Below are 19454 nucleotides of genomic sequence, written 5' to 3' on the forward strand. Positions count from 1 at the left end.
AACATTTCGGAGGCTTCGGACATGACCGATCGTTTGAAAGACCTCGCCGACGCCGGCGTTTCCATCTGGCTCGACGACCTGTCCCGGCAGCGGCTGACCAGCGGCAGCCTGGCGAACCTGATCCACGACCAGCACGTCAGCGGGGTGACCACCAACCCGACCATCTTCGCCAAGGCGATCTCCGACGCCGACGCGTACGCCGAGCAGGTCAACCGCCTGGGCGCCGAGGGCGTCTCGACCGACCAGGCGATCCGGGTGATCACCACCGACGACGTGCGGGACGCGGCCGACCTGTTCAAGCCCGTGTACGACGACACCGACGGTGTCGACGGCCGGGTCTCGATCGAGGTCGAGCCGGGCCTGGCCCGCGACACCGCCAAGACGATCGCCCAGGCCAAGGAGCTGTGGGCGACCGTCGGCCGGGAGAACGTCTTCGTCAAGATCCCGGCGACCAAGGAAGGCATCCCGGCGATCACCGAGACGCTGGCGAACGGGATCAGCGTGAACGTGACGCTGATCTTCTCCCTCGAGCGCTACAAGGCGGTCGTGGACGCGTTCCTGAGCGGCGTCGAGAAGGCGATCGACAACGGCCACGACGTGACCAAGCTGGCCAGCGTCGCGTCGTTCTTCGTCAGCCGGGTCGACACCGAGATCGACAAGCGCCTCGATGCCATCGGCACCGACGAGGCGAAGGCCCTGAAGGGCAAGGCCGCGATCGCCAACGCGCGGCTGGCCTACGAGGTCTTCGAGGAGGTCTTCGCCTCCGACCGCTGGCGCGAGATCGAGACCACCGGCGCCAAGGTCCAGCGGCCGCTGTGGGCCTCCACGGGCGTGAAGGACCCGGCGTACAAGGACACCCTGTACGTCGAGGAGCTGGTGGTCGGCAACGTCGTCAACACGATGCCGCAGGCAACGATGGACGCCTTCGCCGACCACGGTGAGGTCCGTGGCGACACCGTCACCGGCGACTACGACGGTGACCGCAAGGTGATCGCCGACCTGGAGAAGCTCGGCATCTCCTACGACGAGGTCGTGCAGCTGCTCGAGGACGAGGGCGTCAGCAAGTTCGACGTGTCCTGGACCGAGCTGCAGAACACCGTCACCGCGGCGCTGAAGGCGGCCGCGAAGTGACCGAGCCGGCTGTTTCCACTGCGAACGGCGAATGGGCCGAGACGATCGACCGGCTGGTGTCGGAGAAGATCGCCTCCCGGATCGCCGCGAAGGACGCCACCATCTGGGGTCCGGACGCCGAGTCCGAGTCCGCGATCCGGCTGAACTGGGTCGACCTGCACGACACCTCGCGGCCGCTGCTGGCCGAGATCGAGGCGCTGCAGGCCGACCTGCGGGCCGAGGGCCTGGACCGGATCGTGCTGGCCGGCATGGGCGGCTCGTCGCTGGCCCCCGAGGTCATCACCCGTACCGCGGGTGTGGAGCTCGTGGTCCTCGACTCGACCAACCCGAGCGTGATCGCCCGGGCGCTGGCCGGTGACCTGCAGCGCACCGTGATCGTGGTGTCGAGCAAGTCCGGCGGCACCGTCGAGACCGACAGCCAGCGGCGCGTGTTCGTCAAGGCGTTCACCGACGCGGGCATCGACGCGGCCTCCCGGGTCATCGTCGTGACCGACCCGGGTTCGCCGTTCGAGAAGCTGGCGGCCGACGAGGGCTACCGCAAGACCTTCTTCGCCGACCCGAACGTCGGCGGGCGGTACAGCGCGCTGACCGCCTTCGGACTCGTTCCTTCGGCTCTGGCCGGGGCCGACGTGGCCGAGCTGCTGGACCAGGCCGCTGAGGCGGCTCCTGCGCTCCAGGCCGACTCCGTCGACAACCCGGCGCTCGTGCTGGGCGCAGTACTGGCTGCCAGCGGTGGCCGGGACAAGGCGATCGTGGCCGCTGAAGGCTCCGACATCGTCGGGTTCCCGGACTGGGCCGAGCAGCTGATCGCGGAGAGCACCGGCAAGCTCGGCAAGGGCGTCCTGCCGGTCGCGGTGAAGGGTGTCCACGCACCTGAGCTCAACAGCGACTGGCCGGACATCGTCCACGCGCTGCTGGCCGACAAGGCGAACAGCGGCGTACCGACTGCTCTGACGTCGGGTTCGCTCGGTGGGCAGTTCCTGCTGTGGGAGACGGCGACCGCGGTGGCCGGCTACCTGCTCGGGATCAACCCGTTCGACCAGCCGGACGTCGAGAGCGCCAAGAAGGCCGCTCGCGGTCTGCTCGACGCTCAGCCGGAGCCGGAGGCGGCCGCCTTCACCGACGGCGCGATCGAGGTCCGGGGCACCGACGGCCTGCTCGACGGTGTCGACACCGTCTCGGGTGCGCTCGACTCGCTGCTGGGTCAGCTCGGCGAGGATGGGTACGTCGCTGTCATGGCGTACCTCGACTCCGAGCGGGACGAGAAGCTGCACGCGATCAGGCCCGCGCTGGCGAGCAAGACGCAGCGTCCGGTCACCTTCGGCTGGGGACCGCGCTTCCTGCACTCCACCGGGCAGTACCACAAGGGCGGCCACCCGCAGGGTGTCTTCCTGCAGATCACCACCTCGGAGTCGTCCGACGTGGAGATCCCGGACCGTCCGTTCAGCTTCGGCACGCTCATCTCGGCCCAGGCCGCGGGCGACGCCGGCGTACTGGCCGACCGTGGCCGTCCCGTACTACGGCTGCACCTCACCGACCCCGCCACCGGTGTAGCGCAGCTCATCTCCCTACTCGACGCACCCGACAAATCGGAGGCTGGCGGCGCATGACTCTGCTTTTGGCCTCGCCTGCGGCTCGGCGGGTCATGAGGCTGAACTCCTGGCCTTCCCTCGTCGCTTCGCTCCTCAGTCCAGTCCAGGAGGCCTCATGACCGAGCTCGCTGAGGAATCGACGGGACCGGTGAACCCGCTGCGGGATCCCCAGGACCGGCGGCTTCCGAGGATCGCCGGGCCTTGCAGCCTGGTCATCTTCGGCGTCACCGGTGACCTGGCCCGCAAGAAGCTGATGCCGGCGGTGTACGACCTGGCGAACCGGGGCCTGTTGCCGCCCGGCTTCGCGCTGGTCGGCTTCGCCCGCCGCGACTTCACCAACCAGGACTTCGCCCAGATCGTGCACGACTCGGTGAAGGAGCACGCCCGGACCCCCTTCCGGGAGGAGGTCTGGCAGCAGCTTGCCGAGGGCTTCCGGTTCGTCCCCGGCGACCTGACCGACGACGAGGCGTTCAAGCGGCTCAAGGAGACGGTCGACGAGCTCGACGTCAACCGCGGTACGGGTGGCAACCACGCGTTCTACCTGTCCATCCCGCCGGGCCTGTTCCCGCAGGTCGTGCAGCAGCTGAACGAGCACGGCCTGACCAAGGAGACGCCGGGATCGTGGCGCCGGGTGGTGATCGAGAAGCCGTTCGGGCACGACCTGAAGAGCGCTCGTGAGCTCAACCAGGTGGTCGAGTCGGTCTTCCCGCCCGAGGCGGTCTTCCGGATCGACCACTACCTGGGCAAGGAGACCGTCCAGAACATGCTGGCGCTGCGGTTCGCCAACGCCATGTTCGAGCCGGTCTGGAACAGCCACTACGTCGACCACGTGCAGATCACGATGGCCGAGGACATCGGCATCGGCGGCCGCGCCGGGTACTACGACGGCATCGGCGCCGCCCGGGACGTGATCCAGAACCACCTGCTCCAGTTGCTCGCGCTGATCGCGATGGAGGAGCCGGTCTCCTTCGACGCGTGGTCGCTGCGGCAGGAGAAGAAGAAGGTGCTCGCGGCGGTCAAGCTGCCCGAGGACCTCAGCCTGCATACCGCACGCGGCCAGTACGCCGCCGGCTGGGCCGGTGGTGTCAAGGTCAAGGGCTACCTGCAGGAAGACGGCATCCCGAAGGACTCGGCGACCGAGACCTTCGCCGCGCTGCGCGTTGACGTCGACACCCGCCGGTGGGCCGGCGTCCCGTTCTACCTGCGGACCGGCAAGCGGCTCGGCCGTCGCGTCACCGAGGTGGCCGTGATGTTCAAGCGCGCGCCGCACCTGCCGTTCACCAAGACGGAGACCGAGGAGCTCGGCCAGAACGCCCTGGTGATGCGGATCCAGCCGGACGAGGGCATCACGATGCGGTTCGGCGCCAAGGTGCCCGGCACGATGATGGAGATCCGGGACGTGAACATGGACTTCGCGTACGGCGGCTCCTTCACCGAGTCGTCGCCGGAGGCCTACGAGCGGCTGATCCTGGACGTGCTGCTCGGCGACCCGCCGTTGTTCCCGCAGCACACCGAGGTGGAGCTGGGCTGGAAGATCCTCGACCCGGTGATCAACTACTGGGCCGAGCACGGCAAGCCCGAGCAGTACGAGTCGGGCGCCTGGGGCCCGACGTCCGCCCACGAGATGCTCGCCCGCGACGGACGCGCTTGGAGGCGGCCATGATCATCGACCTCACCAACACGACGTCCAGCGAGATCGCGTCGGCGCTGCTGCGAGCCCGCCGCAACGCCGGTTCACCGGCGATGGGCATGGTCGGCACGATCGTGGTGGTGGTCGACGAGGCGTCCCACCACGACGCGATGAAGGCCGCGAACGAGGCCGGCCGCGAGCACCCTTCGCGGGTGCTGGTGGCGATACTGCGTCCGGGCCGGGGCGCGGGCGGACTGGACGCCGAGGTACGGGTTGGCGAAGGCATTCCTGGCGAGGCGGTGCTGCTGCGGCTGCACGGTGAGCTCGCCAAGGTGCCAGAGTCGGTCATCACCCCGCTGCTGCTGCCCGACTCCCCCGTCATCGTCTGGTGGCCGGGTGGCGGGCCGAAGGTGCCGCACGAGGACCCGCTGGGTGCGTTGGGCCGTCGCCGGGTGACCGACGCGGCTGCTGGTCGCCGGGCCGCGGTGGACTTCCCGGCGCGCGCCGAGGGCTATGCGCCGGGCGACACGGACTTCGCGTGGTCGCGGCTGACCCCGTGGCGGGCGCTGATGGCTGCTGCGCTCGACCAGTACCCGACGAATGTGTCCGGTGCCGAGGTAGTGTCGGCGAAGGGCAACGCGTCGGCGGATTTGATGGCGGCTTGGCTGCAGTGCCGTCTCGGCGTACCGGTGGAGCAGCGGAACTCGCGAGGGCCGGGCATTACCGCAGTACGGATGTTCACGCCGGCCGGGCCGATCGCGCTGACGCGGCCGGACGGTGCGGTGGCGACGTTCAGCATCCCTGGTCAGCCGGACCGGCCGGTGGCGCTGAAGCGACGCAACACGTCCGAGCTGCTGAGCGAGGAGCTGCGGCGGCTGGACCCCGACGACGTGTACGCGCAGACGCTGGCGTGCATGGTCAAGCGGGAGAACATGCCTGAGTCGGCCAAGGTCGTCAGCGAGGCCGATCGCCGGTCCGCGCAGACGGCGGCCGAGAAGGCGGCCCGTCGTACGGCGACACCGGCGAAGACCGCATCGCCTGAACTCGAGGCGCACGCGGCCGGGACCCGGAAGACGGCGCCGAAGAAGCCTGGCGCGAAGAAGGCCGCCGCCACCAAGGCAGTGGTCCGCAAGGCGAGCGCGGCGGCAAAGTCGGCCCGGAAGTCGGTGGCAGCCAAGAAGGCGGCGCCGGCCAAGACCGCGGCCACCGCGAAGAAGACCACCGCCAAGAAGGCGACGGCCAAGAAGAGCACGAGCAAGAGGGTGGCAGGACGGTCATGACCGAGCCGTCGATCCTGATCAACCGCGACGCCGAGGGCCTGGCCCACGCCGTCGCGGCCAGGCTGATCACCAAGCTGGCCGACGCCCAGAGCAACGGCGGGGTCGCGCAGGTCGTACTGACCGGCGGCCGCGTCGCTGCGGTGGTCTACAAGGCCGTGGCGGAGTCACCAGCCCGTACTGCGATCGACTGGGGCCGGGTCGAGTTCTGGTGGGGCGACGAGCGCTTCCTGCCCGAGGGCGACCCGGAGCGCAACGAGACGCAGGCGTGGGACGCGCTGCTGTCCCATGTGCCGGTCGACAAGGCGCTGGTGCACCCGATGCCCGCTGACAGCGGTCAAGGCGCTGAGGCGGCCGCTGCGGCGTACGCCGAGACGCTGGCGGCCGCGGCTGGTCCGCGTGACGGCGCTGTCGACAGTGAGAGCGATGGGCCGGCGTTCGGGGACGGCGTACCGGCGTTCGACGTACTGATGCTCGGTGTCGGGCCGGACGGCCATGTCGCGTCGCTGTTCCCCGAGAACCCGGCACGGGTCGTCGTGGACAGCTCGACGGTCGCGGTGTTCGACTCCCCCAAGCCACCGCCGACCCGGGTCTCGCTGACCTTCCCGGCGCTGGCGAACGCACGGGAGACCTGGTTCGTGGTCTCCGGCGAGGACAAGGCGGACGCGGTCGCCGACGCTCTGTCCGGCAGCAGCGATCTGCCGGCGGCGATCCCGCAAGGGATCGACCGGACCCTGTGGCTGATCGACGACGCAGCCGCGTCGAAGCTCGCCAAGAACTGAACTACCGAAGGCCCGCTGCTCTTTGAGGCAGCGGGTCTTCGCTTCGGTGCGGGCCGAACTGTGCCGATGGCACGATGGCCGGTATGACGACGTTCCGAGAGCTGCACGACGCGACCACCGGATTCGTGATGCCCAACGCGTGGGATGCGGGCAGCGCCGTGCTGCTGGCCGAGGCCGGCTTCCCAGCGATCGCGACCACCAGCGCAGGCATCGCCTTCTCACTGGCCAAGGGCGACCACACGCTCCCTGACGGGGCGAAGGCGGTCTCCCGGGAGCAGATGTTCGAGCGCATCCAGCAGATCACCCAGGCGTCCGGCGTACCGGTGAACGGCGATCTGGAGGACGGGTACGGTGAAAGCCCCGACCGAGTCGCCGACACGATCACCCTGGCCCGGCAAGCAGGCCTGGCCGGCGGCAACATCGAGGACTACGACGGCCACACCCTGTACGCCGAACAGCTCTCCGTCGACCGCATCGTCGCCGCCCGCGAGGCCGCCGGCCCCGACTTCGTCCTGACCGCCCGCACCGACGGCCAACTCCTGGCCTCCCCCACGTCGCTGGCCGACTCGATCCACCGGGCCAACCTCTACCGCGAGGCCGGCGCCGACTGCCTCTACGTCCCCGGCGTCAACGACCTCGACTCCATCGCCACCCTCGTCAAGGAGATCGACGGCCCCCTCAACGTCGTGATCGGCCTGGGCACCAGCACCCTCACCACCCACGCCCTACTCGACGCAGGCGTCACCCGAATCAGCCTGGGCGGCAGCATCGCCAGAGCCGCCCTGGCCTTCATCCGCGAAGCCGCCGCCGAACTCCAAACCACCGGCACGATCACCTTCGCCACCAACCAAATCCCCCAAGCCGAACTAAACCAACTCTTCGGCTCGCTCTAGCCGGCGAATGCGTCAGCGCCCGGGCTGTCTGACGACAATCCGGGCGCTGACGGAGGTACAGAGATCAGAAGATGATCTCGCCGCGGGCGCGGCGGGCGCGGAGCTTCTGCAGGGCTTCGTCGAGGATCTCGGCGGCCTCCTGCTCGCTGCGGCGTTCCTTCACGTACGCGAGGTGGGTCTTGTACGGCTCGATCTTGGTGGGGGGCGGTGGGTTGTTGACGTCGGTGCTGGTCGGCAGACCGCACCTCGGACAATCCCAGGCCTCCGGTACGGCCGCCTCCACCGCGAACACCGTCGCGGTCTCGTGCCCGTTGGCACAGAAGAAGACGACCCGCTGGCGGGGCGCGGTGTCGCCGCGCTCCGCCTCACCCATCGGTCCGGCGCCTACCCGGCTGCCACGAATAGCACTGCCACCACCAGCCACGGGAGCGTCTCCCCTCTCAGCCGAGCTTGTACAGCAGGCCGAGCCCGACGATGGCGGCGAACCAGATCAGGCCGACGCCGATCGTGATCCGGTCGAGGTTCCGCTCGGCCACCGACGACCCGCCCAGGCTGGACGAGACGCCGCCGCCGAACAGGTCGGAAAGGCCACCACCGCGGCCTTTGTGCAGCAGCACGAGCAGCGTGAGGATCAGGCTGCAGATGATGACGACGATCGAGAAAGCGAGAATCACGAGGAGTAGCCTAACTGAAGGTCCAGGTAACGGCAGATACCGGCGAACTCGTCCACCTTGAGGCTTGCTCCACCCACCAGGCAGCCGTCGACATCCGGCTGGGCCATGATGCCACCTGCACTGGCCATCTTCACCGACCCCCCATAAAGAATCCGTACCGAGTCGGCCACTGCCGGTGAAATCTCCTCCAGCCGGCCCCGGATCGCGGCGCAGACTTCCTGCGCGTCCTCGGGGGTGGCGACCTCGCCGGTACCGATCGCCCAGACCGGTTCGTAGGCGATCACGATCTTGCGGACGTCGTCCGGCTTCAGCCCGGCGATCGCGCCGTCGACCTGGCCGAGGCAGTGCTCGACGTGGCCGTCGGCCTTGCGGACCTCGAGCCCCTCGCCGACGCAGACGATCGGGGTGATCCCGGCCGCGAGCGCCTTGGTGGCCTTGGCGTTCACGGTCGCGTCGTCCTCGCCGTGGTACTGCCGGCGCTCGGAGTGACCCGCCAGCACGTAGGTGACGCCGAGCTTCGACAGCATCGCCGCCGAGATCTCGCCGGTGTACGCGCCCTCGTCGTGCACGGAGATGTCCTGCGCGCCGTAGACGATCTTCATCCGGTCGCCGTCGACCAGCGTCTGCACGCTGCGGATGTCGGTGAACGGCGGCAGCACGGCCACCTCGACCCGCTCGAAGTCGTGCTTCTTGTCCTGCAGCGTCCAGCTCAGCTTCTGCAGCAGGTGCACGGCCTCGACGTGGTTGACATTCATCTTCCAGTTGCCCGCCATCAACGGCGTACGGGCAGCGTTGTCAGCCATAGGTAGTCAGTCCTCTTCCAGCACAGCCAGACCCGGGAGCTCTTTGCCCTCCAGGTATTCCAGTGACGCGCCGCCACCGGTCGAGATGTGGCCGAACTGGTCGTCGGCGAAGCCCAGCTGCCGTACTGCGGCCGCGGAGTCACCACCACCCACCACACTCAGTCCATCCACCTCGGTCAACGCCTGCGCCACGGCCTTGGTTCCACCCGCGAACGCCGCCATCTCGAAGACACCCATCGGGCCGTTCCAGAACACCGTCTTGGCCGACGCGATCTCCGCGGCGAACGCCTTGCCGGACTCCGGGCCGATGTCGAGGCCGAGCTGGTCGGCCGGGATCGCGTCCGCGGCGACGACGGTGGCCGGCGAGTCGGCCTTGAACTCGGGCGCGACCACGATGTCGGTCGGCAGCACGATCTCGACGCCCTTGGCCTTCGCGGCCTCCAGGTAGCCCTTGACCGTGTCCAGCTGGTCTTCCTCGAGCAGGCTCTTGCCGACCTCGTGGCCCTGCGCCTTCAGGAACGTGAAGACCATGCCACCGCCGATCAGCAGCTTGTCGGCCTTGGCCAGCAGGTTGTCGATCACGGCCAGCTTGTCCGACACCTTCGCGCCACCCAGGACGACGACGTACGGGCGGGCCGGGCTCTCGGTGAGCTTCTTCAGCACCTCGACCTCGGCGAGCACCAGGCCGCCGGCGGCGTGCGGGAGCTTGCCGGCCACGTCGTACACGCTGGCCTGCTTGCGGTGCACGACACCGAAGCCGTCGCTGACGAACACGTCGGCCAGGCCCGCGAGCTCCTCGGCCAGCGCGCCGCGCTCGGCCTCGTCCTTGCTCTCCTCGCGGGGGTCGTACCGGACGTTCTCGAGCAGCAGTACCTCGCCCTCGTCGAGCTCCTGCACGGCCTCCTGCGCGCTGTCGCCGGTGACGTCGGTGGCGAACCGCACCTTGACGCCTTCGGGCTGCAGCAGCTCGCCGAGTCGCTTGGCGACCGGCGCCAGCGTGAAGTCGGGGTTCGGCTTGCCCTTGGGCCGGCCGAGGTGGGCGGTCACGATCACCTTGGCACCGGCCTTGGCCAGCTTCAGCAGGGTCGGCACGCTGGCCCGGATGCGGCCGTCGTCGCCGATCTCGTCACCCTTGATCGGCACGTTCAGGTCGGAGCGCACCAGCACCCGGCGCCCGGCCAGGTCGCCGAGGTCTTCGATGGTCTTCATCGTTCTTGCTGTCCTGTCTGGAAACAGGCTTGCGCCCGAAGCGACACCAGGGTCACCTTCGGACGCAAGCTGTGGAAAGGAACGTCAGAGCGAGGCGCCGACGTAGGTGACCAGGTCGACGAGGCGGTTGGAGTAGCCCCACTCGTTGTCGTACCAGCCGACGACCTTCACCTGGTTGCCGAGCACCTTGGTCAGGCCGGCGTCGAAGATGCAGGAGGCCGGGTCGGTGACGATGTCGCTCGACACGATCGGGTCCTCGGTGTACCGCAGGTAGCCCTTGAGCGCACCCTCGGCAGCGGCCTTGACGGCGGCGTTGACCTCTTCGACCGAGGTCTCCCGGCCGACGTTGACGGTCAGGTCGGTGGCCGAGCCGGTCGGGACCGGAACGCGCAGCGCGTAGCCGTCCAGCTTGCCCTTGAGCTCCGGCAGGACCAGGCCGATCGCCTTGGCGGCGCCGGTCGAGGTCGGCACGACGTTGATCGCCGCGGCGCGGGCGCGACGCAGGTCGGAGTGCGGGCCGTCCTGCAGGTTCTGGTCCTGGGTGTAGGCGTGGACCGTGGTCATCAGGCCCTGCTGGATGACGAACTCGTCGTGGATGGCCTTGGCCATCGGCGCGAGGCAGTTCGTCGTGCAGGACGCGTTGGAGATGACGGTGTGCTGGTCCGCGTCGTAGAGCTCGTGGTTGACGCCCATCACGATGGTCAGGTCCTCGTTCTTCGCCGGGGCGGAGATGATGACCTTCTTGGCGCCGTTGTCGGCGTGCGTCTTGGCCTTGGTGGCGTCGGTGAAGAAGCCGGTCGACTCGATCACGATGTCGGCGCCCACGTCGGACCACTTCAGGTTCGCGGGGTCGCGCTCGGCGAACGCCTTGAAGCTGTGGTCGCCGACGCTGATGTCGGTGTCGGTGGCAGACACGTCACCGGGGAAACGGCCCAGGATCGAGTCGTACTTGAGCAGGTGGGCCAGGGTCTGGTTGTCGGTCAAGTCGTTGACGGCGACGACCTCGATGTCGGCACCGGACGCCTGCACGGCGCGGAAGAAGTTACGGCCGATCCGGCCGAAGCCGTTGATACCTACGCGTACGGTCACGGGACTACGTCTCCTCAAACTAGCTTTCGAGCACTGCCGCTACACCCGAAACACTAGCCCAACAGCCCACTTGATCCACTGGTACCGTCCACATATAACCACCGTGACTCCCCGGTAGCCTTCCGAGCAGACCACTGAGAACATCCGATGGCCCCCGGGACTTCTCCCGAGGGCCATCGGTTCGTCACCGCTCGTCGACCGCGTCAGCTGACGACGTTCACCGCGCTCCAGGCCTTGCCGACGGCCAGCACCTCGGCGCTCCCGGCGCCGTACAGGTCGGTGGCCGCGGACAGGCTGGCGGCCCGGGCCGCCTTGTAGTCCGACCGGGAGGTCAGGTAGGTGGTGAGCGCGCGGTACCAGATCTTGTCGGCCTTGCTGATGCCGATGCCGGTCACCGTGACGCCGTTCGCGGTCGGGCTGTTGTACGCGACCCCGTTGATCGTCTTGGCGCCGCTGCCCTCGGACAGCAGGTAGAACCAGTGGTTCCCGACGCCCGACGAGTAGTGCACGTTCAGCCGGCCGACGCTCTTGGACCAGAAGTCGGCGCTGGCACCGTCCAGCGACGGCTTGTCGAGCCGCCGGATGTAGTTCGTCGCCGGGTTGTAGTCCGTGAAGATCTCCTCACCCAGGACGTAGTCCGGAGTGTCGGAGGCGTTCGCGGCGTACCACTCGACCGCGGTACCGAAGATGTCGGAGGTCGACTCGTTCAGGCCGCCGGACTCACCGCTGTAGCGCAGGTTCGCGGACCGGCTGGTGACGCCGTGGCTCATCTCGTGACCGGCGATGTCCAGCTCGACGAGCGGGCCGATCCCCTGGCTCGGGTCGCCGTCGCCGTACTTCATGCAGAAGCAGGAGTCGCTCCAGGACGCGTTCACGTAGGCGCCGTCGTGGACGTAGGACTTCGCGCCCACCCCGTCGTTGGCGATGCCGTTCCGGCCGTGCACGTTCTTGTAGTAGTCCCACGTCTTGGCGATGCCGTAGTGCGCGTCGACGCCGGCCGACTGCGCGTTGCTGTTCGAACCGGTCCCCCAGACGTTGTCGGCGTCGGTGAACAGCACACCGGCGTTGTACGTCGCGTTGCCACCGCGGACCGGGTCCACCATCGAGTAGCTGCTGGTCCCGTGCGTGGTGTCCAGGCCGACCGTACCGACGTACAGGCCGGCGCCGCTGCCCAGGTCGTCCTGAACAGTGCTCCAACTGTCGAGGACCTTGCCGTTCTGAGCGTCCACGTAGGTCTCGGTCCCGGTCGGCTGTCCGTCGGCCTTGCGACCGGTGCTGGTCACCTTGTACGCCAGCCGGGACTGGCCGGCGTCGGTGACGAACACGACGAGCTGCTGCTTGCCGGCCTTCTGCTTGGCGGCGGCCAGCGCGGTCGAGGCGGCCACGGCCGGCTTGACGGACAGGTTCAGCACGCCGGCGCCACCCGAGGTGGACCGGACGGCACCCGCCTTGGTCTGGTGGACGACGAAGTCGCCACCGACCACGGGCAGTCCCTGGTAGCTGCGGTCGAAGCGGACATGGCTCGAACCGTCGGCGTCGACGACGACATCGCGGGCCTTGAGATCGGCCGGGCTGCCGAGGCCGAGCTTGGCCGCGTTGGCCTGTGCCGCGCCGAGCGGCGAAGGGGCCTTGTCGGCGGTCGGCGTCGCTGCTTGGACACCGCTGATGTTTGTCAGGCCGGCGACGGCGGCGATCGCCGCAACTGCCAGGCCCGCGCGGAAACTGCGCTTCATGTGTGTGCTCCCTCAGGGGCGGAAACCACGGGAGGAGCCGGTCTGGCCCCTACCGTGGAATGGGCACGCACACAATGCGCCGAGCCGATGGCTCAGCGGAACCGATCGGGCGGACAAAAGCCCGGAAACGCGCGGAATCCAGGGGAAATCCTTCAGCCCTCCGCGCTCCGCGGAGGGTTAGGGCGTCCTAAGCCGGGTCGAGCATGTCCGGGGTCAGATTGGCCTCGGTGTTCGGGATGCCGAGATCGGCGGCTCGCTTGTCGGCCATCGCCAGCAGGCGACGGATACGACCGGCGACCGCGTCCTTGGTCAGCGCCGGCTCGTGCAGCTGGCCGAGCTCTTCGAGGCTGGCCTGCTTGTGCTCCAGCCGTAGCCTGCCCGCCACCTGCAGGTGGTCCGGTACGTCGTCGCCGAGGATCTCCAGCGCCCGCTCGACCCGCGCACCGGCCGCGACGGCTGCCCGCGCGGAACGACGCAGGTTCGCGTCGTCGAAGTTGGCCAGCCGGTTGGCGGTCGCACGCACCTCGCGGCGCATCCGGCGCTCTTCCCAGGCCAGTACCGACTCGTGCGCGCCGAGCCGCGTCAACAGGGCGCCGATGGCGTCACCGTCACGGATCACCACGCGGTCGACGTTGCGGACCTCACGCGCCTTCGAACCGATCCCCAGCCGTCGTGCAGCCCCGACGAGAGCCAGCGCAGCCTCCGGACCAGGGCACGTCACCTCGAGCGACGAAGACCGCCCAGGCTCGGTCAGCGACCCGTGCGCCAGGAACGCACCCCGCCAAGCCGCCACGGCGTCGCAGGACGCCCCGGAGACCACCGCCGGGGGCAGACCCCGCACCGGCCGGCCACGGTTGTCCACAAGTCCTGTCTGCCGCGCCAGCGCATCGCCGTCGCGGACCACGCGGACGACGTACTTGGTCTGCTTCCTGATTCCCGACGGCGAGATCACCACCACGTCCGACGGGTGCCCGAAGATCTCCGCGATGTCCTTGCGCAACCGCCGCGCGGCCGCCCCGCTGTCGAGCTCCGCCTCCACCACGATCCGGCCGGACACGATGTGCAGACCGCCCGCGAACCGCAGCACGGACGACACCTCGGCCTTGCGGCAACAGGGTTTGGTGACCTGGATACTGGTCAGCTCGGACTTCACCTGTGCTGTCATCGCCATGTAGTGAATCCTCCCACTCCTGTCAAAGACCCTCGCCCCATCCTCGCTCCGCTCGGATGGATGTGGATGGTCACCTGTGGTCCAACTGTCAGAAGTGGCTGGTGTTACGCGTTGCGGCAACCTTTCGTGCCGGTCCTGTCGTTACCCCTCCCGAAATGAGAGGAGCTCTGCATGCGAAGACGCGACGAGCCGGAGTTCACCGAGTTCGCGGAGGCGAGTATCGGCAGGCTGCGGCGTACGGCGTACCTGATGTGCGGTGACTGGCACCGGGCCGAGGACGCCGCCCAGGACGCCCTGGTCCGGATCTACCGCCGCTGGCCCGAGCTCAACCGTGAGCACGGCCTCAACACCTATGCCCACAAGGTCGTCGTCTCGGCCGTGCTCGACCAGGCCAAACGGCCCTGGCGGCGCGAAAAGGCGACTGCAGAGCCGGGTGAGCCGCGGCGGCCACAGCCCGACCCCGTCGGCACGATCGACACCCGCCAGCTGGTGGTCGCCGCCCTGGCCCAGATCCCGGCCGGTCAGCGGGCGTGCGTCGTACTCCGGCACTACGCCGACCTCAGCATCGAGGAGTCGGCCCAGGTCCTCGGCATCAGCCCCGGGACAGTCAAGAGCCAGACCGCCCGTGGCCTCACGCAGCTGCGCGAACTCCTCGTCAGCCTCGAAAGGATCCCGTCATGAGAATCGAAGACCTTCTCACCGAGGCCGCCGACGACACCGGCCGCCCGCTCCGCCACTCCGTCGACGACATCGTCCGCCGCGGCCGTCGAACCACCCGCACCCGGAGACTCGCCACCGCAACCGCAGCCGCACTCACGACGGCCGCCGTGGTCGCCGGAGTCAGTACCTGGGTGGCCGACCGCCCCGACGCCACTCAGCCCGCGGGGAGCAGCGGGCAGACCTTCCGGGTGGACGTCACGACCGGCAAGCTCGTCGACCCCGTCAGCGGCAAGCTGATCGAGCCACCGCCGTCGGTCAGTCCGCTGGCCGACGCCGAGATCATCACGCGGTGCGGCCCAAGCGACAAGACATGGCGCGAGCACATGCCACCTTCCGGGGACAAAGCCGGACCGATCAACAGCAAGTGGAGCGTTCCGCTCAAGACCGGCATGGGTGACGGGTTCCAGGCCGTCATCCTCTCCCCCGATCGCACGATCGCCGTAACGTGCCAGCTGAAGGGCAAGTCCCCCCGCGGAGGCGACGACAACTACCGGCGGACGACGCTGGCGAGCCAGCCTTCGCTGCCCCCGGCCCCGGAGGCCGACACCAAGAGCCGCAAGATCTCGATGACCTGGAGCAGGGTGCCCGAGTCGGTGGTCCGGGTGGTGGGCAGGCCGGTGACCGGCAGCCCGAGGGAGGCCCTCGTCACCCCCGGCTTCGCCACCTGGGGCATCGAGAAGCAACCCGGCGGGCTACCGGTGTCAGGCAAGGTCACGGGTTACGACGCCGCCGGCAAGATCGTCTTCGAGGACACCGGGGGCGCCGTTCCGGTGGGCTAACCGAAGATCTCGCGGTAGACCTTGGCCAGTTTGTCCGGGGCGTGGTGCAGGTGGCGCTCGTCGTCGGCGATGTCGGCGACGATCAGCTCAGCGCCGAGCGATTCCGCCGTACGGGCCAGGGATCCGGGGTCGGGCACGTGCTCCTCGTCGGCCAGCACCACGTCGATCCGGAGGTCCGGAGCATGGGCGGCCAGTACCTCGAGATGCGTCTCCGGGGAGAAGCCGTCGGTCTCGCCCTTCTGCTCGCCGAGGTTGAGGGTCAGCAGCCGGCGGGCGCTCGTGTCCTGGAGACCGCGCGACAGAGCCGGGACGAGCAAGTTCGGGATGACCGAGGTGAACCAGGAACCGGGGCCGACGACGACCCAGTCGGCCTCGGCGATGGCAACCAGGGCTTCTGGGCAAGCGGGCGGGTCGGCCGGGTCCAGCGCCACGTCGACGACATGGCCCGGGGTGGTGGCGACCTCGGCCTGGCCACGGATCTCAGTGATTGCCTCGGGGTGGGCGGGGTCCAGTCCGATCACCCGGGCGGTGATGTCCAGCGGTACGGCGGACATCGGCAGCACCCGGCCCTGGGCGCCGAGCAGTCTCGCCACCCAGTCCAGGCCGTCGACCGCCTCGCCGAGGAGCTCCCACAACGCGACGATCAGCAGGTTGCCGACCGCGTGGTCGTGCAGCTCGCCGTCGCTACGGAATCGATGCTGCAGGACGTCGGCCCACGTACGGCCCCACTCGTCGTCGCGGCACAGCGCGGCCAGCGCCATCCGCAGGTCGCCGGGTGGCAGTACGCCGAGCTCCTTGCGCAGCCGGCCCGACGAACCGCCGTTGTCGGCGACCGTGACGACGGCGGTGAGCTGGTCGGTGACCTGACGCAGTGCGGACAGCGAGGCGGCGAGCCCGTGCCCGCCACCCAATGCGACTACCCGTGGAGCTCGCGTCACTCCCGCCCCAGATCCCGGTGCACTACCAACGTCGGTGAGCCCTTCTCGCGCAGCCGTTTGCCGATCTCCTCGGCCATCGCGACGCTCCGGTGCTTGCCGCCGGTGCAGCCGATCGCGACCGTGACGAATCGCTTGCCCTCGTTCAGATAACCGGTCCGCAGCGTGTCCAGCACGTCCACATAGTTCTGCAGGAACTGCTGGGCCAGCGGATGACCGAGCACGAAGTCTGACACAGGCTTGTCCTGGCCCGTCATCGGGCGCAGGTCGGGCTGCCAGTACGGGTTCGGGATGAACCGCATGTCGGCCACCACGTCGGCGTCGACCGGGATCCCGTACTTGAAGCCGAACGACACCACGGTGGCCCGCAGCTCGGCGTTGTCCTCGTCGCCGAAGGCGTTCACGATCTTCGCGGCGAGCTGGTGGATGTTCAGGTTCGAGGTGTCGATCACCATGTCGGCGCCGGCCCGGATGTCGCCGAGCAGCTCGCGCTCGCGCTGGATCCCGGTCAGCAGCCGGCCCTCACCCTGCAGCGGGTGCGGCCGCCGGACGCTCTCCTGCCGGCGCACGATCACGTCGTCGGAGGCCTCCAGGAACAGCGTCACCGGCCGGTAGCCCTTGGTCCGCAGGTCCTGGATCGCCGAGCCCAGCTCGTCGAAGAACATCCCGGTCCGCACATCCACCACGATCGCCAGCCGCGGCGAGGCGCCGGTGCCGACGATCTGCTCGACGATCGTGGTCAGGAACATCGGTGGCAGGTTGTCGACCACGAACCAGCCGAGGTCCTCCAGCACGTCCGCGACCGAGCTCCGTCCCGCGCCGGACATTCCGGACACGATGATGAGGTTGCCGCTCGACTCGTCCATCAGTTCTCAGTTCTCCCCGTTCGGGTCCCCGTGGCGCAGGCCGGTGAGCTCCGGCCCGTCGTCGTCCAGTATCTCGCCCGTCGCGGTGTTGACCGACGGTGCCCGGGAAGTGTCGGCCTTCGTTGCCGCGGAGTTCACTGCCAGTACGACCGACTCGGCCGTCCGGCGCCCGAAACCCGGCAGTTCGGCGACCTCGTCGACGGTGGCCTGGCGCAACTTCTTCAGCGACCCGAAATGCTTGAGCAACGTCTTGCGCCGTACTTCGCCCAGCCCGGTGACCTCGTCGAGCACGCTCTCGACCATCGACTTGGACCGGCGATTGCGGTGATGGGTGATCGCGAACCGGTGCGCCTCGTCGCGCAGCCGCTGCAACAGGTACAGGCCTTCGGACGTACGGGAGAAGATGACCGGGTCCTCGTCGTCTGGCAGCCAGACCTCCTCGAGCCGCTTGGCCAGGCCGCAGACCGGGATGTCGCCGAGGCCGAGCTCGTCCATCGCCTGCCGGGCGGCCGCGACCTGCGGCGGACCACCGTCGACGACGACCAGGCTCGGCGTGTAGGCGAACTTCTTCGCCCGGCCGGTGTCCGGGTCGATCAGGTACGCCGTCGGATCCTCCCCCTCGGGGATCCCGGCCCGGTCCTCCAGCATCCGCTTGAACCGCCGGGTCAGCACCTCGGCGATCGAGGCGACGTCGTTCTGGCCGTCGACGCCCTTGATCACGAACCGGCGGTACTCGCTCTTGCGCGGCAGCCCGTCCTCGAAGACCACCATCGAGGCGACCACCTCGGTGCCCTGCAGGTTGGAGACGTCGTAACACTCCATCCGCAGCGGGACCTCGGGCAGGTCGAGCGCGGCCTGGATCTCCTCCAGCGCGAGGTTGCGGGTGGTCAGATCGCTGGCCCGCTTGGTCTTGTGCATCGCGAGCGTCTGCTGCGCGTTGCGCTCGACGGTCGCCATCAGGTCCTTCTTGTCACCGCGTTGCGGCACCCGGATCGCCACCCGCGAGCCACGGAACTCCGACAGCCACTCGACCAGGGCCTCCTCCCCCGCGGGCTCCGTCGGCACCAGGATCTCGCGCGGGATCGCGTCGGCGTTGTCACCGGCGTACAGCTGCTGGATGAACCGCTCGACCAGGTCGGCGGTCGTCGCGTCACCGTCGGCCTTGTCCGCGATCCAGCCGCGCTGACCGCGGATCCGGCCGCCACGGACATAGAAGATCTGCACTGCGACCTCCAGCGGGTCCTCCGACAGCGCGATCACGTCCGTGTCCGTACCGTCGCCGAGGACGACCGCGTTCTTGGCCAGCGCCTTGTCGAGAGCGCTCAGGTCGTCGCGGATCTTCGCGGCCCGCTCGTACTCCAGCTCGGCCGCCGCCGCCTTCATCTCCTTCTCCAGCCGGCGCACGTACGTCGCGGTCTGACCGGAAAGGAACGCCGAGAAGTCCTCGACGATCTTGCGGTGCTCCTCCTGGCTGACCTGGCCGGTGCAGGGTGCCGCGCACTTACCGATGTAGCCGAGCAGGCAGGGCCGGCCCATCTGGCGGTGCCGGTTGAAGACGCCCTTGCTGCACGAGCGCATCGGGAACACCCGGAGCAGCAGGTCGACGGTCTCGCGGATCGCCCAGGCGTGGCTGTACGGACCGAAGTACCGGACGCCTTTCTTCTTCGGGCCGCGGCCGACCATCACCCGCGGGTACTCCTCGTTGAGGGTGATGGCGAGCCACGGGTACGACTTGTCGTCGCGGTACTTCACGTTGAAGCGCGGGTCGTACTCCTTGATCCAGGAGTACTCCAGCTGCAGCGACTCGACCTCGTTGGCCACCACGGTCCAGTCGACCTTCGCCGCGGACGTCACCATCGACTGGGTCCGCGGGTGCAGGTTGACCAGGTCCTGGAAGTACGACGACAGCCGGGAGCGCAGGTTCTTCGCCTTGCCGACGTAGATCACCCGCCCGCCGGCGTCGCTGAAGCGGTACACACCGGGCGAGTCGGGAATCGACCCCGGGGCGGGACGGTAGGAGGAGGGATCAGCCACCGACCCAGCCTAGTTCGCTGCGCCGACAGATCACGCCGCACCTTGCGATCGGGCGACGGTCGTGTTGCGGGTTGTCTCATAGCGGTCGTTTGATCCGCGGTTGGGGCGGGCGCGGTCCGTAGCTTGTCACTCAGGG

At 68.9% G+C, this 19454-nt stretch carries 18 protein-coding genes; 8 read left to right on the forward strand and 10 right to left on the reverse strand.

The genetic code is table 11. The features are described 5' to 3' along the window. Nucleotides 1-21 precede the first annotated feature (21 nt). The 6 genes from tal (at nt 22) to ABD116_RS20605 (ending at nt 7305) form a co-directional block, all read left to right on the forward strand. Entirely contained in the window at nt 22-1131 is a 1110-nt protein-coding gene (gene tal, locus ABD116_RS20580; protein WP_343972377.1) for a transaldolase, read from the forward strand. Beyond that, a complete protein-coding gene (locus ABD116_RS20585) occupies nt 1128-2741 on the forward strand; it encodes a glucose-6-phosphate isomerase (protein ID WP_343972380.1) in 1614 nt (537 codons plus the stop codon). Before tal ends, ABD116_RS20585 begins: the two co-directional genes overlap by 4 nt. 97 nt (nt 2742-2838) lie before the next feature. Continuing rightward, nucleotides 2839-4386 carry a glucose-6-phosphate dehydrogenase gene (gene zwf / locus ABD116_RS20590; RefSeq protein WP_343972383.1) on the forward strand — a complete coding sequence of 516 codons (1548 nt, stop codon included), beginning with the start codon at nt 2839-2841 and terminating at the stop codon, nt 4384-4386. Further along, complete coding sequence (locus tag ABD116_RS20595; protein WP_343972386.1) at nt 4383-5633, forward strand: glucose-6-phosphate dehydrogenase assembly protein OpcA; 1251 nt, start codon at nt 4383-4385, stop codon at nt 5631-5633. Before zwf ends, ABD116_RS20595 begins: the two co-directional genes overlap by 4 nt. Beyond that, nucleotides 5630-6412 (forward strand): 6-phosphogluconolactonase, encoded by a 783-nt coding sequence (gene pgl, locus ABD116_RS20600; protein ID WP_343972389.1) that lies wholly within the window; start codon nt 5630-5632, stop codon nt 6410-6412. The genes ABD116_RS20595 and pgl overlap by 4 nt, the downstream gene beginning before the upstream one ends. Nucleotides 6413-6495: 83 nt before the next feature. Further along, nucleotides 6496-7305 (forward strand): isocitrate lyase/PEP mutase family protein, encoded by an 810-nt coding sequence (locus tag ABD116_RS20605; protein ID WP_343972392.1) that lies wholly within the window; start codon nt 6496-6498, stop codon nt 7303-7305. Between the two features lie 64 nt (nt 7306-7369). Here the strand turns inward: ABD116_RS20605 and ABD116_RS20610 are convergent, their stop codons facing one another. The 7 genes from ABD116_RS20610 to whiA form a co-directional block, all read right to left on the reverse strand. Beyond that, a complete protein-coding gene (locus ABD116_RS20610) occupies nt 7370-7729 on the reverse strand; it encodes an RNA polymerase-binding protein RbpA (protein ID WP_026162441.1) in 360 nt (119 codons plus the stop codon). Nucleotides 7730-7745: 16 nt separating this feature from the next. Further along, a complete protein-coding gene (gene secG / locus ABD116_RS20615) occupies nt 7746-7979 on the reverse strand; it encodes a preprotein translocase subunit SecG (RefSeq protein ID WP_343972400.1) in 234 nt (77 codons plus the stop codon). Then, nucleotides 7976-8782 (reverse strand): triose-phosphate isomerase, encoded by an 807-nt coding sequence (gene tpiA / locus ABD116_RS20620; protein WP_343972403.1) that lies wholly within the window; start codon nt 8780-8782, stop codon nt 7976-7978. The genes secG and tpiA overlap by 4 nt, the downstream gene beginning before the upstream one ends. Nucleotides 8783-8788: 6 nt before the next feature. Next, nucleotides 8789-9991: a phosphoglycerate kinase gene (locus ABD116_RS20625; protein WP_343972406.1), complete on the reverse strand. Its 1203-nt coding sequence runs from the start codon at nt 9989-9991 to the stop codon at nt 8789-8791. Nucleotides 9992-10075: 84 nt separating this feature from the next. Continuing rightward, nucleotides 10076-11080: a type I glyceraldehyde-3-phosphate dehydrogenase gene (gene gap / locus ABD116_RS20630; RefSeq protein WP_343972409.1), complete on the reverse strand. Its 1005-nt coding sequence runs from the start codon at nt 11078-11080 to the stop codon at nt 10076-10078. Between the two features lie 203 nt (nt 11081-11283). After that, nucleotides 11284-12813 carry a M4 family metallopeptidase gene (locus tag ABD116_RS20635; protein WP_343972412.1) on the reverse strand — a complete coding sequence of 510 codons (1530 nt, stop codon included), beginning with the start codon at nt 12811-12813 and terminating at the stop codon, nt 11284-11286. Between the two features lie 187 nt (nt 12814-13000). Then, complete coding sequence (gene whiA, locus ABD116_RS20640; RefSeq protein ID WP_343972415.1) at nt 13001-13984, reverse strand: DNA-binding protein WhiA; 984 nt, start codon at nt 13982-13984, stop codon at nt 13001-13003. Nucleotides 13985-14155: 171 nt separating this feature from the next. Here whiA and ABD116_RS20645 point away from each other — a divergent pair, with 171 nt between their 5' ends. Beyond that, on the forward strand, nt 14156-14665 hold the full coding sequence (locus ABD116_RS20645; protein ID WP_343972418.1) for a SigE family RNA polymerase sigma factor: 510 nt from the start codon (nt 14156-14158) through the stop codon (nt 14663-14665). Then, nucleotides 14662-15483 (forward strand): hypothetical protein, encoded by an 822-nt coding sequence (locus tag ABD116_RS20650; protein ID WP_343972421.1) that lies wholly within the window; start codon nt 14662-14664, stop codon nt 15481-15483. Before ABD116_RS20645 ends, ABD116_RS20650 begins: the two co-directional genes overlap by 4 nt. Here the strand turns inward: ABD116_RS20650 and ABD116_RS20655 are convergent. From ABD116_RS20655 to uvrC, 3 genes are read right to left on the reverse strand one after another with little or no spacing between them, the layout of a single operon-like run. Further along, nucleotides 15480-16421, reverse strand: a complete 942-nt coding sequence (locus ABD116_RS20655; protein WP_343972424.1) for a gluconeogenesis factor YvcK family protein — start codon at nt 16419-16421, stop codon at nt 15480-15482. The genes ABD116_RS20650 and ABD116_RS20655 overlap by 4 nt on opposite strands. Then, complete coding sequence (gene rapZ, locus ABD116_RS20660; RefSeq protein ID WP_343972427.1) at nt 16418-17284, reverse strand: RNase adapter RapZ; 867 nt, start codon at nt 17282-17284, stop codon at nt 16418-16420. Before rapZ ends, ABD116_RS20655 begins: the two co-directional genes overlap by 4 nt. Before the next feature lie 6 nt (nt 17285-17290). Next, nucleotides 17291-19318 (reverse strand): excinuclease ABC subunit UvrC, encoded by a 2028-nt coding sequence (uvrC, locus tag ABD116_RS20665; protein ID WP_343972431.1) that lies wholly within the window; start codon nt 19316-19318, stop codon nt 17291-17293. Nucleotides 19319-19454: the final 136 nt, after the last annotated feature.

The organism is Kribbella koreensis, assembly GCF_039525325.1.
GTDB lineage: Bacteria > Actinomycetota > Actinomycetes > Propionibacteriales > Kribbellaceae > Kribbella > Kribbella koreensis.